Raw genomic sequence first — 13,521 nt, 5'->3', positions numbered from 1 at the left:
TATTTAAGGAGCAACATATGGGACATCCTTCCGTCTACCCGACCGGCGCCACCCTCTACGATCCGCAGCGCGCCTGGAGCGGCTATACCCTTTTCCAGGCCACCGAACACGGCGCGGTGCTGGTGGACATGAACGGCCGCGTGGTGCGCGAATGGCCTGAACTGCACGGGTTTCCCAATAAAATCCTGCCCGGCGGCGCAATCCTTGGCCACAGCGGCGAGCGCGATCCGCGCTACGGCATGCAGGATATGCTCGATCTGATCCAGGTGGACTGGGAGGGCAACGTCACCTGGAAATTCGACCGCTACGAGCAGGTGAGCGATCCCGGCAACGCCACGCGCTGGATGGCGCGCGCGCATCATGACTATCAGCGGGCGGGCAACCCGGTGGGCTATTACGCGCCGGGGCTGGAGCCGCAGGTGGATGGCGGCAATACCCTGATCCTCGCCCACACCAATCTGGTGAATGAAGCGATCTCCGACAAGCTGCTGCTGGACGACACCATTATTGAAGTCGACTGGCAGGGTAACGTGGTGTGGGAGTGGCGCTGCAGCGACCATTTTCACGAGCTGGGCTTCGACGATGCGGCGCGCACCGCGCTCTACAACAACCCGAATATGCGCGCCAGCGGCGGCGGAATGGGCGACTGGATGCATATCAACTCGATGTCGGCGCTGGGGCCGAATAAGTGGTACGACGCCGGCGATACGCGTTTTCATCCCGACAACATTATCTGGGACGCCCGCGAATCCAACATTATTGCCATTATCGACAAACAGAGCGGCAAGATCGTCTGGCAGCTGGGCCCGGACTACAGCAAACCGGAGCTGAAGCACATCGGCTGGATCATCGGCCAGCACCATGCGCATATGATCCCGCAGGGGCTGCCGGGCGCGGGTAATATCCTGATTTTCGATAACGGCGGCTGGGCCGGATACGGCGCGCCGAATCCGGCGTCGGCGGACGGGGTGAAAAACGCCTGGCGCGATTATTCACGGATCCTGGAGATCAACCCGCTGACCCTCGATATCGAATGGCGCTACTCGCCCTATGAAGCGGATCTGCCGCAGCCAACCGATTCGTACCGCTTTTACAGCCCCTACATCAGCAATATGCAGCGCCTGGAAAACGGCAATACCCTGATTAACGAAGGATCTAACGGGCGCATTTTTGAAGTGACCCGCGACCACGAAATTGTCTGGGAATATATTTCGCCGTTCTGGGGCAAGACCCTGAACAACAATATGGTCTATCGCGCCTACCGCATTCCCTACGGCTGGATCCCGCAGCTGGCGCAGCCGCAGGAGACGCCGATTGCGGCGATCGATGTACGAACCCTGCGCCAGCCCGGCGCGGCGGCGGCCGGTCCGGCGCAGAGCGTGGTGCGGGTGGTGGGCGTACAGCCGTACAGTAAAAGCGCCGATGCGCTGTGCGTGGCAACCGATAACGATACCCTGCGCCGCAGTCCGAAGCTGTTCCGCGTCGCGGAAAGCGCGTTCACGCCGATAAGCGCGGCGGGCGAGCTGGAGAGCGAACGGCCGGTTCTGCTGTTCGTCGGCGCGGAACGCTGCGTGCACTGCCGCAAGCTCTGGCAGCTGCTGGCGCATGAAAAGCTCAGCCCGCGGCTTGCTCAGCTGGATACGCGCTATCTGGATGCCGACCGGCATCAGGATCTGGCGAGCGACCTCGGCGTGCGCGGCCTGCCGACGCTGCTGCTGATTAAACCGGGGCAGCCAGCATCGCGCGCGCCTGCGCAGCTCTCGGTGGACACGCTGCTCGACTGGCTGCATCGCGCAGCCGGGTAATCCGCGACTACGGCGGGCTGGCGTGTGCCGGTCCGCCGTTTATCTGGCGGATAAACGCCAACGGCGAATAGCCCATCGCTTTGCGGAACATCGCGGTAAAGGCGGCCGGATACTCATAGCCCAGACTGAGCGCGACTTCGGTAACCGAACGCCCCTCGCGCAGCGCCGTCATGGCGTACATCAGGCATGCCTGCTGGCGCCAGTCGCAAAACGCCATCCCGGTCTCCCGGCGAAACAGACGATTAAACGTGCGTACGCTTTTACTCAGTTTTTGCGCCCACTGCTGCGGCGTATTGCGGATGCTCGGCTGGCGCTGAAAATCGCCGCATAGCGCCGCGAGGTGGCTGTTCTGCGGAAGCGGCGTAAACATCGGCAGCGGCGCGGCGGCGCGCAGTTCATGGAGCAGCAGCGCAATCAGGGCGGCATCGCGCCCGCTCTCGTCGTACAGCAGCGGTAGCTGACAGGCGGCCAGCAGCAGCTGATGGGTCAGCGGAGAAACCTGTAAGACTTCGCAGCGTTCGCTTTCCCGCGGGGCGTCCCGCGCGTCAATATACAGGCTGTGGGTGCTGACGCCGGGCATCCAGACGCGATGCGGTTTCGTCGCCGGGATCCAGACCCCGCTGAACGGCGGCACCAGCCACTGGCCGTCGTCCGTTTCGACCTTCATTAATCCGTGCATAGCGTACAGAAACTGCGCCCGGCGGTGGCTATGTCGCTCCAGAAGCGTGTTGGGCGGATAGTCGCTGCCCAGCGCCAGCACCCGGCGAGGAAGATGGTCGACGTCATTAATCGCAACGTTGCGCATGAAGATAGCCCTGGCTGAAATTCGTAATAGATTGGCTTTAAAGCGTAAGCCGGCCACGGCGTTATTCTATATCGTTACCTCCCTTTGTGGAGGAGTGCGAATGAGCGACTGGCTTTTTCTGTGCGGCATACTATCGGGCGTGACCACCTGGCTCTTTGGCTTCGGCGGCGGTTTCGTTACCGTCCCGCTGCTCTATTTCCTGGTGACCGGCGCGTGGGGCGCGCAAAGCGTCGTCGGGCAACAGGCGATGCACATCGCCGTCGCCACCTCGGCGCTGGTCATGCTTTGCTCCGCGCTGCTGGCGAGCTGGCGACACGCGCGTACCGGTACCCTCCGCTGGCGCCGCTTATGGGCCATGCTCACCGGCATTGCCGTTGGCGGAACGGCGGGCGCGCTGCTGGCGCTTGAGGCGAGCGGGGCGTGGATCCGCTGGCTGTTCGTTATCTATCTGCTGGCAACCGTTGCCGATTGCTACCTTCGCGCCGGATTTATGACCCCGCCATCCCGCCGGGTGGTGCCGACGGTGCCGCATGAGCTAACGGTAGGGGGGATCATTGGCCTGATCGCCTCTTTTCTCGGCGTGGGTGGAAGCGTGATGACCGTCCCTCTGATGCGCCGTCGCGGCGTGCTGATGGCTGAAGCTGCAGGGATGGCCAACGTATTGACGCTGCCGCTGGCGGCAACGGCGACGCTAACCTGGCTGTTGATGGCCTGGCTCTCGCCGGTGGCGTTACCGAATGGGTTTGTCGGCAATATCTGGCTGTCGGCGGCGGCGCAGCTGGTGGCGGGAAGCTGGCTGGGATTAAAAATCGCCTCCCGCTGGCTGGCGCGTTTACCGGACCGCTGGCATGTGCGAATTTATCCGCTATTGCTGATTGCCGTACTGCTGGTGATGAGCGTGTGGGGATAATGAGGGACGCGGCGCTGCGCATCCATCCGAGCGTTTTGCCCGGGTCATTCTGCTGTCATTTTTCTTGCGCATGCTCTCGCCAGACGCCGTGGCCGATAAAGGAAAATAAACGATGGGTAAAACGCTGACCATTTTCGATCTGGATAATACGTTAATTAAGGGCGACAGCAGTACGCTGTGGAGCCGCTTTATGGTGCGCGAAGGCTGGGTAAACGATCCCGATTACCTGGCACGGGAAGCGATGCTGATGGACGACTACGACCGCGGCGAAATGAATATCGCCGATTATGTGGCTCTGATTCAGGCGCCGCTGATTGGCGTCGCAAAGCGGGAGGTGGACGCGCTGCTGGCGCGCTGCGTGCGCGACGAGATTATGCCGCGCGTGTATCCCCAGGCGTGGGATCTGATTCGGACTTTACAGGCTAAAGGCGAGCAGATGCTGGTGATCTCGGCCTCGGTCAGCCTGCTGGTGCAGGCGGTGGCGGCGCAGCTGGGTATCGAACAGGCGCTGGGGATTGACGTTGAGATGACCGACGGCGGCTATAGCGGCGTGATTGCCGGTACGCCGAGCTATCAGCAGGGGAAGGTGGTGCGCCTGGCGCAGTGGCAACAGGCGCATCCTGAATACTCGGGGGAAGTGACCTTCTACACCGACTCGATCAACGACCTGCCGCTGTGCCTGCATGCCGATCGCGTACGGCTGGTCAATCCGTGCCCGCAGCTGGCGGCGGCGAACGCGCAGCACCAGTGGCCGGTGCTGGCGTGGCGGCTGTGATTTTTCCCCCGGGTCGCGGCGTAAACGCCTTACCCGGGCTACTTTTTCGTGCCGTTTGGGTAGCCCCGGACAGGTGCGCAGCACCGCCTCCCGGGAAAAACTAATCAGCTTTAAACAGCGGCACCGCGCTGCCGCCGATATAGCGGCGGCGCAGCCAGGCGGACAGCGTATCCATCGCCATCACCACCGCTACCAGCAGCAGGGTAATAAACATCACTACGTCCCAGTTCCACAGACGCATATTTTCCGCATAAATCAGGCCAATGCCTCCCGCGCCGACAAAGCCGAGCACCGCGGCGGAACGGGTATTCGATTCAATCTGATACAGGCTCAGCGCCAGGAACGTCGGGAAAGACTGGGTAAAAATGCTGAAACGGTGCTTCTGCAAACCGTTCGCCCCCACCGCCGTCAGGCCGCGTCCCGGCGAGCGGTCAACCGCCTCGTGTCCCTCTGCGTACAGACGGCCCAGCAGCCCGGTATCCTGCATAATTATCGCCAGCACCCCGGCCAGCGGCCCGAGCCCCACGGCGCGGACAAAAATCAGCCCCCAGATAGCCATATCGATACCGCGCAGCACGTCGAACAACCGGCGCATCAGCAGGGCGATCGTTCCCGGAATCACGCCGCGCATAATATTCCGCGCCGCCAGAAACGAGAGCAGCAGGGCGATGACCGTCGCGGTAAGCGTCCCGGCGAAAACAATCGCCAGGGTAATGGCGATTTGCGTGAAGTAATAGCGAAACGGCCAGTTGAAAAAGTCGTGCCAAACGAACATCCGTAGCAGATAGCGGCTGATTTGCTGCAGCCCCGTGGCGAGCTGCTCGCCGCTGATGCCGAACTGCATAAAGAACCAGACATAGTAGAGGGCGCTGGCCAGCGCAAGCAGGCCGACGTAGCGCAGATAGCGCCCCTGGGCCTGGTATAAATGCCGATGCTGGCGACGGCTGGCGGCGATATCCGGTTGATTTTGCCACTGACTCATTTTTTCCCCTCCAGAACCCACTGCCGCAGGCGGCCGGATAGCATATCCAGCAGCGATACCACGATAATAATCAACAGCAGCGTGATGCTGACCTGATCGTACCGGTCCAGTTTGATATTGGTCATCAGCTCCTGGCCGATGCCGCCCGCGCCCACCAGCCCGAGGATCGTTGAGGAGCGGAAGTTAATTTCGAGGCGCATAAAGCCGTAGGAGAGAAAGATGGGTTTCACCTGCGGCCACAGGGCAAAGCGGATACGCTGCAGATGCGACGCGCCGCAGGCGGCCAGGCCGCGTACCGGTTTATCCTGGGCGCTCTCCACCGCTTCATAGAACAGCTTGGTCAGGCTGCCGATGGTGTGGAGCATTAATGCCAGAAAGCCGGGGATCGCCCCGATACCAAAAGCCATCACGAAGATCACCGCCCACGCCAGCTCCGGCATGGTGCGCAGAAAAGCCACCAGCACGCGGACGGCAAAACGCAGCGGGGCAGGGGACCATGCGTTGTTGGCCGCAACGAACGCCAGCAGGGTGGCAATCGCCACCGCCACCAGCGTGGACGCCAGCGCCAGCTGCAGCGTTTCCCAGATAAGCGGCAGCTGAATGGGCAGACGATAGCCCCAGTAAGCCAGAGAGCCTTTAGTGTGCGAATCGGCAAACAGGTCGGAGACGTGCAGCGTCGGCAGCGTCTCAAACATGTAATCGAGAAAATTGGGCAGCGAGTGCCAGATAGTAAAGAGATTAAACTCGGCCATACTGCCGGCGGCAAAATAGAGCGCCAGCAGCAGCAGGGACCAGCTAAAGGTGTCGCGCTTTTGCCGCGAGCGGACCTGCTGGTAATAGCGTTCGAATTCGGTATGGGTATTATTCATGCGTCGCTGTGTCTTCAACGAGTCGCCGCCGCCCGCGAGACTGGCCGGGCGACGGCGTCAGGGCGGGATTAACGCGCGGTAACCAGTTCGCGTTTCATATCAATGATCTGCTGGAAATCGGCTACGCTGCCCGGGCCGATATGCTGCGTGCCGCCCATCGCTTTGATAAAGCAGGCGTGATCGTCGGTATCCAGCTTTTTAATCGCGGTGACGACTTTGGCCTTAAAGTCAGCAGGCAGGGAATTGCTGACCAGGATTGGGCCGTTCGGGATCAGCGGCGATTGCCATATAATGCGGATTTGCTTCATCAAATCCGGGTGATCCATGCGAATCAGTCGGTTGAAGGCGCCGACGCTGTAGCCGCTATTATAATCACCCACCATCGAGGTCCAGGTCACCGCGCCGGCAAACTGACCGTTCAGCACGCCCAGAATATCCTGCTCGTGGCCGCCGGAGAAGGTCACGCTGGAGAAGAAGTTATTATATTTATTATCCGAGGTGCCGCCGAACTGCTGTTTAAAGGCGTGGTTGGGAATTAAAAAGCCGGAAGTGGAGTCCGGATCGGCGAAGCCAAACGCTTTGCCTTTCAGATCTTCTAACTTTTTATACGGACTGTCGGCTTTGACAATCACCACCGAGTGATAGCCGCGGGACTGATCTTTATCATCAACGGCAATCCCGACAATATCGACGGCTTTAGGGTTGTTAATATAAACGGAAGCGTATGATGACGGCGACATACTTAAGACCACGTCAACTTTTCCGCCCAGCAATCCCTGAATCACGCCGGAATAGTCGGAAGAGTTACGTAATTTTGTATCGACCTTCAGCTCCTTATCAAGAAACTGTTTAACGCACTGGTTATCACCAATTTGTTGGGTTGCGTTCTGACCGCCAAGGATGCCCAGATTTAATTCCTTCGGCTGTTCAGCAGCGCCTGCCTGCCACGCCATCATAATGCCTGCAACCGCTGCGGATAAACGAACTGCGCCAGTGATGTACTTTTTCATTATTTTGCCCGTGTGAGTGAAATTTAATGCAATTGGCTAATTTCATCGCCGTACAGCCGGTGCAGAATATCCTGATTCAGCTGCGTGGGATGATCGTCAAAAATAATCTTGCCCTTGGCTACGCCGATGACCCGCGTGCAATATTCACGCACCAGCTCCACCGAATGCAGGTTTACCATCACGCTGATACCCTGTTCGCTAATTTCGCGAAGGACATTCATAATCCGCTGCGTATTTTTCGGGTCGAGAGAAGCGACCGGTTCATCGGCCAGCAAAATACCCGGGTTTTGCATCAGCGCCCGGCAAATCGCCACGCGCTGCATCTGCCCGCCGGAGAGGTTTTCCGCCCGCTGTAGCGCATGCGGCAGCATATTCATCCATTCCAGCAGGGAGATGGCGCGGGCGCGGTCCGCGTCGGGGAAAACTTTGAATAATGATTTCAGGGTGGAGGTCTGGCTCAGGCGACCCAGCAGCACGTTGGTCAAAACGTCGAGACGCGGCACCAGGCAGAAATCCTGAAAGATCATGCCGCACTGGCTGCGCCAGGCGTTTAGCGCGCGGCCCGACAGCTTTGATACGTCCTGCGGCGTACCCACTTCCGGATAGCTGAGGATCTCGCCGCCGCTGGCGCTGTGGGTACCGTTCAGTACGTGCAGAAGCGTTGACTTTCCGGCACCGGAGCGGCCAATGACGCCAACCAGCTCGCCCGCATGAAGATCGAAACTGATGCTGTCCAGTACGGTTTGCTGCGCGCTGTAGGATTTGCTCAGGTTGCGTACGCTCAGGACCTTACGCTGCCGGTCGATAAAGGGCGGCGTAAACGGTTGATAATCGGTTTCTGCCACCGCAGCCAGGGAACTGTTCATAAATGCGTCCAGGTTCGTCAGTAAACTGGGCACTATTAATGGTGTTTTATATGACTGCCGGATGACAGTAAGGCGAACAAATAGTGAACGGATGCGAAAGCTGGCCTATTTGTTGGAAAAAAAGTTCGTCATAGATCACACTTTTGCATCAGCAATCGGGCATCTGAGAATACTCTGCCTACCTTTAATACGCGATAGCGCATGAGATTAATAATGATACGTATTTCATCTGATAAAGATGACGCGTTTTATGCGACATTAGCCGGGGAATGCTATCGCCGCGGGTACAACGGGACGACTCTGGACGCTCGTGCAATTCTTATATCTGAGTCGGTTTAACCGAGTAGATAATCTTCAGGTACTGGATTACGATTCGCGGCGGAAAATTTTTAGTCGGTGACTATCCCTTTTGTGCGGCGTGTAATTCCATTATTTACGCTAATTAATGAAATTAACCACTGATTTTGTGTTGTTTATTGGTTTTATGTTCTTATTTTTTGAATTTATTCGGTTTTTTCGCTTTTTTAAATAAAAGTGAGGTTAAGAATAGTCTTAACAACTAATGGCTAAGATCCTGGAACATATAATATTCACTTAAGAATCTACGCATATCCCACCAATAACCGTATGAAAACCAATGATTTTTGTGTTTAACTCAATATCCTTATTTTTATTCTTCTGACTTAAATTGACCTGGTCGGTAATTAGCCCTTTGCGCACTTATTGACACACATGGAGAAAAATCCTAAATTTGGTAACACAAGAAACAAGCAAGTCATTTAGTGCTCTTTATCTCTAGCAATACTATTTTGAATTTTGATTGAATATATTAAAGAGGGAATTTGCTGACTTAGACTTTGCAGGCCTGGGCTATCAGCAGTGTTGTGATACGTTCAAGATTTCCAGGACTATGGGGTTTAACTTTATATGGATTATAAATATTCTTTGGACCAGTGCATCTGGCCAGCGCATGACAGCTATTTTTTAAAAGGACTCGCTGAGCTAATTATTGATATTGATGACCTGATTTACCTGTCGCTTGAAAAGGTACGCCGGGAGTTTGTATTTATTAATCTTAGCGCCAGTTCGCTGAATTATTTTATCCGCCGCGATAGCGAGTGGCTGGCTGAAATGAAAGGCAAGCAAATTGTATTAATTGCCGCGAGGCGCTCGGAAGCGCTGGCCAACTACTGGTATTACAATGGTGCTATTCGTGGCGTGGTCTATGTGGACTTAGCCAAGGATATTCGTCAGGAGCTGGCATACGTTATCAACGGCCGTTTTCTACGTAAAGATATAAAGAAAGACAAAATTACCAACAGGGAAATGCAAATAATTCGGATGACGGCACAGGGAATGCACCCGAAATCTATTGCCAAGATTGAAAATTGTAGTGTGAAAACGGTTTATACCCATCGGCGAAATGCCGAGGCCAAACTGTATTCAAAGATATATAAGTTAGCGCTGTAATTAGTAATAAACGTTGTTTTTAAAATTGTGCACCAGGTCGTAACACCCAAAATAATTTGCGTCGCAGATAATAATGATGCGGCCTGAACTATGGCGGGAATGCACACAGACGTGGGACATCAGGTCCCTTAATAAACTCAGGATGAAAAAGCTATGAAAAAAAAGGTTCTTGCAATTGCTCTGGTAACCGCGTTTGCCGGTATGGGTGTCGCTCAGGCAGCTGACGTTACTGCTCAGGCAGTCGCTACCTGGTCCGCAACCGCCAAAAAAGACACTACCAGCAAGCTGGTGGTGACTCCGCTGGGCAGCCTGGCTTTCCAGTATGCCGAAGGGGTTAAAGGCTTTAACTCACAGAAAGGCCTGTTTGATGTGGCTATCGAAGGTGACGCCACCGCGACCGCATTCAAGCTGACCTCTCGTCTGATCACCAATACCCTGACTCAGCTGGATACCTCTGGTTCCACCCTGAGCGTGGGCGTTGACTACAACGGCGCAGCGGTCGAAAAAACGGCTGACACCACCATGATCGACACCGCGGCGGGCACCCTGGGCGGCAACCTCAGCGCGCTGTCTAACGGCTATAACGTCGCCGGTCGCACCACCGCTCAGGACGGCTTCACGTTCTCCATCATCAGCGGCACCACCGATGGCACCACTGCCGTTACTGACTACAGCACGCTGCCGGAAGGTATCTGGAGCGGCGACGTCAGCGTACAGTTCGACGCGACCTGGACCAGCTGATCCTCTCGTAGCACCAGGCAGGGGGGCTCCCCCTGCCTTATTTCACGGATTGAATTCATATGAAAAAACACATTCTGGCCATCGGCCTGTTGCTCAGCACAATGACGCCAGCCCTGGCGCTGGATGTGGGCGATATCTCTTCATTTATGAACAGCGGCAGCAGCACGCTGAGCAAAGAGATCAAGAACACGACCGACAGCGGTCGCTTAATTAACATCCATATGGAACGCCTCTCTTCGCCGCTGGACGGTGGCAAGGTGATCCCGATGGATAAGCAGGACGAGATTTTACTGACCCCCGCCAGTCTGCTGCTGCCCGCGAAGGCCAGCGACGTGATCCGCTTTTTCTACAAAGGCCCGGCGGACGATAAAGAACGCTATTACCGCATTGTCTGGTTCGATCAGGCGCTCAGCGATGCCCAGCGCAATGGCTCGACCCGCAGCGCGGTAGCGACGGCCTCGGCGCGGATCGGCACCATCCTGGTGGTCGCGCCAAGAAAAGCCAATTTCCGCTATCAGTACGCCAACGGCACGCTGGTCAATACCGGTAACGCGACGTTGCGCATTCTTGCCTACGGCCCGTGTCTGAAGCCGGCTGACGGTAAAGAGTGCAAGGAAAATTATTTCCTGATGCCGGGAAAAGAACGGCGCTTCACGCGCGTGAATGTGGCGGATAAAAAAGGACGGGTCGCGCTCTGGCAGGGCGAGCAGTTTGTTCCCGTGAAATAGACATTTCTTCTGACGGATCAACATTATGGCTCTACCAGGGAACGCTCCAGGATTAAAAACACTCCTTGCCTCCGGCATGGTCATTTTGCTGGTTCCGTTTAGCGTCACTGCCGCCACCGACAAAGTACAGCAAATCGGCGGCGTGATTATCCCTCAGGCCTTCAGCCAGGCGCTGCAGGACGGAATGAGCATCCCACTGTTTATTCATCTTGAAGGCAGCACCGGTACCCAGGACGATCAGCGGATCGGCAATGCCTTTATCTGGCTGGATAATGGCGTTCTGCGCGTTCGGCAGATTCAGCTGGAAGAAAACGATAATAACGCCACCGTCAGCGAGCAGACCCGCAAACAGCTGACCGCGCTGGCCAATGAAGCTTTCAGCAAAGATCTTAACATTAGCCTGACGGATGACGCCCGGCTACAGCTCAGCCTGCGCCAGCTGCTTCTGCAGCTGGTGGTAAAAAAAGAGGCGCTGGGTACGGTGCTGCGCTCGCGCAGCGAAGATATCGGTCAGTCCAGCGTCAACACCCTTAGCAGCACCCTGAACTATAACCTCGGGGTCTATAACAACCAGATGCGCAACGGCGGCAATAATACCTCCAGCTATCTGTCGCTGAACAACGTTACCGCGCTGCGCGAGCACCACGTGGTACTGGACGGCTCGCTTTACGGTATTGGCTCCGGCAATCAGGACAGCGACGTCTATAAAGCGATGTATGAACGCGACTTTGCCGGTCACCGCTTTGCGGGCGGGATGCTGGATACCTGGAATTTACAGTCCCTTGGCCCGATGACCGCCGTTTCGGCAGGGAAGATCTACGGCGCTTCCTGGGGCAACCAGGCCAGTTCGACGGTGTTCGATAACACCCAGTCGGCTACGCCGGTGGTCGCCTTTTTACCCGCCGCCGGGGAAGTCCATCTGACCCGCGACGGACGCCTGATGAGCGTACAGAACTTTGCCATGGGTAACCATGAGGTCGACACCCGCGGCCTGCCGTACGGGATTTATGATGTCGATGTTGAAGTGATTGTGAACGGCCGGGTGGTCAGCAAACGCACCCAGCGGGTCAATAAATTATTCAGCCGCGGACGCGGCGCCGGCGCGCCGCTGGCCTGGCAATTCTGGGGCGGCAGCTTCCATATGGATCGCTGGTCCGAAAGCGGTAAAAAAACGCTTCCGGCAAAAGATAGCTGGCTGGCGGGGGCCTCGGCCTCCGGGTCGTTCAGCACCTTAAGCTGGGCGGCCACCGGCTACGGCTATGATAACAACGCCGTCGCCGAGACGCGCCTGACCCTGCCGATCGCCGAGTCCATTAACGTGAACCTGCAGAATATGCTGGCCAGCGACAGCTCCTGGAGCAGCATCGGCAGCATCAGCGCCACGCTGCCCGGCGGCTTTAGTTCGGTGTGGGTCAACCAGGAAAAAACGCAGATTGGCGACCGGATACGGCGCAGTAATGCCGACAACCGGGCCATCGGCGGGACGCTGAACCTCAATTCACTCTGGTCAAAGCTGGGTACCTTCAGCATCAGCTATAACGACGACCGCCGCTATAACAGCCATTACTACACGGCGGATTACTACCAGACGCTTTACACCGGCTCATGGGGATCGCTGGGCCTGCGCGCGGGCGTACAGCGCTTTAATAACGGCGACAGCAGCGCCAGCACCGGGAAATATATTGCGCTCGATTTCTCGCTGCCGCTCGGCAACTGGTTCAGCGCCGGGATGACGCACCAGAACGGTTACACCATGGCCAACCTGTCGGCGCGTAAACAGTTTGATGAAGGCAGTATTCGCACCATCGGCGCGAACGTTTCGCGCGCCATTTCCGGCGATACCGGCGATGACAAAACCCTCAGCGGCGGCGCGTATGCTCAGTTTGATACCCGCTACTCCACCGGCACGCTGAATGTGAACAGCGGCGTGGATGGCTATGTGAACACCAACCTGACCGCCAACGGCAGCGTGGGCTGGCAGGGGAAAAATATCGCCGCCAGCGGCCGCACCGACGGCAACGCCGGCGTGATTTTCAAAACCGGCCTTGAGGATGACGGCAAGCTCAGCGCCAAGGTTAACGGCCGTATTGTGCAGCTCTCCGGCAACCGTAATTACCTGCCGCTGTCGCCGTACAGCCGTTATGAAGTGGAGCTGCAGAACAGTAAAAACTCGCTCGATAGCTACGATATCGTGACCGGGCGTAAGAGCCAGTTGACCCTTTATCCGGGCAACGTGGCGGTGATTGAGCCGGAAGTGAAGCAGATGGTGACGGTCTCCGGGCGTATCCGCGCGGAAGACGGCACGCTGCTGGCTAACGCGCGGATTAATAACCATATCGGTCGTACCCGCACCGATGAGAACGGTGAGTTTGTGATGGACGTGGATAAAAAATATCCCACCATCGATTTCAGTTACGGTAAAAACCAGAGCTGCGAAGTGGCGCTGGAGCTGAGCCAGGCGCGCGGCGCGGTGTGGGTGGGCGATGTGGTCTGTAGCGGCCTCTCCACCTATGCCCGCACGCAGCAGACAGGAGAAGGTAATGAAAGCTAAATGGCTGGC

At 57.0% G+C, this 13,521-nt stretch carries 12 protein-coding genes; 7 read left to right on the top strand and 5 right to left on the bottom strand.

Translation table 11 applies throughout. The features are described from left to right. Positions 1-17 precede the first annotated feature (17 nt). The gene (locus ABLU87_RS29005) at positions 18-1,805 is read left to right on the top strand and encodes an aryl-sulfate sulfotransferase (protein ID WP_122117072.1); all 1,788 of its coding nucleotides are present in this window, start codon (positions 18-20) and stop codon (positions 1,803-1,805) included. A gap of 7 nt (positions 1,806-1,812) precedes the next feature. Here the strand turns inward: ABLU87_RS29005 and ABLU87_RS29000 are convergent, their stop codons facing one another. Continuing rightward, the gene (locus tag ABLU87_RS29000; RefSeq protein WP_122117073.1) at positions 1,813-2,610 is read right to left on the bottom strand and encodes a helix-turn-helix transcriptional regulator; all 798 of its coding nucleotides are present in this window, start codon (positions 2,608-2,610) and stop codon (positions 1,813-1,815) included. A gap of 100 nt (positions 2,611-2,710) precedes the next feature. Between ABLU87_RS29000 and ABLU87_RS28995 the strand changes: the two genes are divergently transcribed. Together ABLU87_RS28995 and ABLU87_RS28990 are read left to right on the top strand one after the other, a co-directional pair. Further along, positions 2,711-3,520, top strand: a complete 810-nt coding sequence (locus ABLU87_RS28995; protein ID WP_085522061.1) for a sulfite exporter TauE/SafE family protein — start codon at positions 2,711-2,713, stop codon at positions 3,518-3,520. Between the two features lie 112 nt (positions 3,521-3,632). Further along, positions 3,633-4,295, top strand: coding sequence for an HAD family hydrolase (locus tag ABLU87_RS28990; protein ID WP_064375781.1), 663 nt, complete (start codon positions 3,633-3,635; stop codon positions 4,293-4,295). A 100-nt stretch (positions 4,296-4,395) separates the two neighbouring features. Here the strand turns inward: ABLU87_RS28990 and phnE (ABLU87_RS28985) are convergent, their stop codons facing one another. The 4 genes from phnE (ABLU87_RS28985) to phnC all read right to left on the bottom strand — a co-directional run bounded on the left by phnE (ABLU87_RS28985) (position 4,396) and on the right by phnC (position 8,022). Next, on the bottom strand, positions 4,396-5,277 hold the full coding sequence (gene phnE, locus ABLU87_RS28985; RefSeq protein ID WP_025107219.1) for a phosphonate ABC transporter, permease protein PhnE: 882 nt from the start codon (positions 5,275-5,277) through the stop codon (positions 4,396-4,398). Beyond that, positions 5,274-6,146 (bottom strand): phosphonate ABC transporter, permease protein PhnE, encoded by an 873-nt coding sequence (phnE, locus tag ABLU87_RS28980; RefSeq protein ID WP_048261349.1) that lies wholly within the window; start codon positions 6,144-6,146, stop codon positions 5,274-5,276. The genes phnE (ABLU87_RS28985) and phnE (ABLU87_RS28980) overlap by 4 nt, the downstream gene beginning before the upstream one ends. A 68-nt stretch (positions 6,147-6,214) precedes the next feature. After that, entirely contained in the window at positions 6,215-7,156 is a 942-nt protein-coding gene (gene phnD / locus ABLU87_RS28975; RefSeq protein ID WP_029946925.1) for a phosphonate ABC transporter substrate-binding protein, read from the bottom strand. A gap of 23 nt (positions 7,157-7,179) precedes the next feature. After that, complete coding sequence (gene phnC / locus ABLU87_RS28970) at positions 7,180-8,022, bottom strand: phosphonate ABC transporter ATP-binding protein (RefSeq protein WP_064377648.1); 843 nt, start codon at positions 8,020-8,022, stop codon at positions 7,180-7,182. Between the two features lie 927 nt (positions 8,023-8,949). Between phnC and ABLU87_RS28965 the strand changes: the two genes are divergently transcribed. The 4 genes from ABLU87_RS28965 to ABLU87_RS28950 all read left to right on the top strand — a co-directional run bounded on the left by ABLU87_RS28965 (position 8,950) and on the right by ABLU87_RS28950 (position 13,512). Next, the gene (locus ABLU87_RS28965; RefSeq protein WP_014228101.1) at positions 8,950-9,492 is read left to right on the top strand and encodes a helix-turn-helix transcriptional regulator; all 543 of its coding nucleotides are present in this window, start codon (positions 8,950-8,952) and stop codon (positions 9,490-9,492) included. A gap of 153 nt (positions 9,493-9,645) precedes the next feature. Beyond that, positions 9,646-10,233: a common pilus major fimbrillin subunit EcpA gene (locus ABLU87_RS28960; RefSeq protein ID WP_004848092.1), complete on the top strand. Its 588-nt coding sequence runs from the start codon at positions 9,646-9,648 to the stop codon at positions 10,231-10,233. 59 nt (positions 10,234-10,292) lie between these two features. Then, complete coding sequence (locus tag ABLU87_RS28955) at positions 10,293-10,961, top strand: hypothetical protein (RefSeq protein WP_014228103.1); 669 nt, start codon at positions 10,293-10,295, stop codon at positions 10,959-10,961. A gap of 25 nt (positions 10,962-10,986) precedes the next feature. After that, the gene (locus ABLU87_RS28950; protein ID WP_046877023.1) at positions 10,987-13,512 is read left to right on the top strand and encodes a fimbrial biogenesis outer membrane usher protein; all 2,526 of its coding nucleotides are present in this window, start codon (positions 10,987-10,989) and stop codon (positions 13,510-13,512) included. Positions 13,513-13,521: the final 9 nt, after the last annotated feature.

The organism is Klebsiella sp. CB_Kp196, from assembly GCF_040061575.1.
Taxonomy (GTDB): Bacteria; Pseudomonadota; Gammaproteobacteria; order Enterobacterales; family Enterobacteriaceae; genus Klebsiella; species Klebsiella michiganensis.
Note: the sequence above shows the minus strand (reverse complement) of the source record. Positions and strands in the feature narration are given on the sequence as shown.

Coding starts and splice junctions, on each gene's coding strand:
- ABLU87_RS28995 (WP_085522061.1), top strand. CDS start 2,711: ATGAGCGACTGGCTTTTTCTGTGCGGCATACTATCGGGCGTGACCACC.
- ABLU87_RS28960 (WP_004848092.1), top strand. CDS start 9,646: ATGAAAAAAAAGGTTCTTGCAATTGCTCTGGTAACCGCGTTTGCCGGT.
- ABLU87_RS28990 (WP_064375781.1), top strand. CDS start 3,633: ATGGGTAAAACGCTGACCATTTTCGATCTGGATAATACGTTAATTAAG.
- ABLU87_RS28965 (WP_014228101.1), top strand. CDS start 8,950: ATGGATTATAAATATTCTTTGGACCAGTGCATCTGGCCAGCGCATGAC.
- phnE (WP_025107219.1), bottom strand. CDS start 5,277: ATGAGTCAGTGGCAAAATCAACCGGATATCGCCGCCAGCCGTCGCCAG.
- ABLU87_RS28950 (WP_046877023.1), top strand. CDS start 10,987: ATGGCTCTACCAGGGAACGCTCCAGGATTAAAAACACTCCTTGCCTCC.
- ABLU87_RS29000 (WP_122117073.1), bottom strand. CDS start 2,610: ATGCGCAACGTTGCGATTAATGACGTCGACCATCTTCCTCGCCGGGTG.
- ABLU87_RS28955 (WP_014228103.1), top strand. CDS start 10,293: ATGAAAAAACACATTCTGGCCATCGGCCTGTTGCTCAGCACAATGACG.
- phnE (WP_048261349.1), bottom strand. CDS start 6,146: ATGAATAATACCCATACCGAATTCGAACGCTATTACCAGCAGGTCCGC.
- phnC (WP_064377648.1), bottom strand. CDS start 8,022: ATGAACAGTTCCCTGGCTGCGGTGGCAGAAACCGATTATCAACCGTTT.
- phnD (WP_029946925.1), bottom strand. CDS start 7,156: ATGAAAAAGTACATCACTGGCGCAGTTCGTTTATCCGCAGCGGTTGCA.
- ABLU87_RS29005 (WP_122117072.1), top strand. CDS start 18: ATGGGACATCCTTCCGTCTACCCGACCGGCGCCACCCTCTACGATCCG.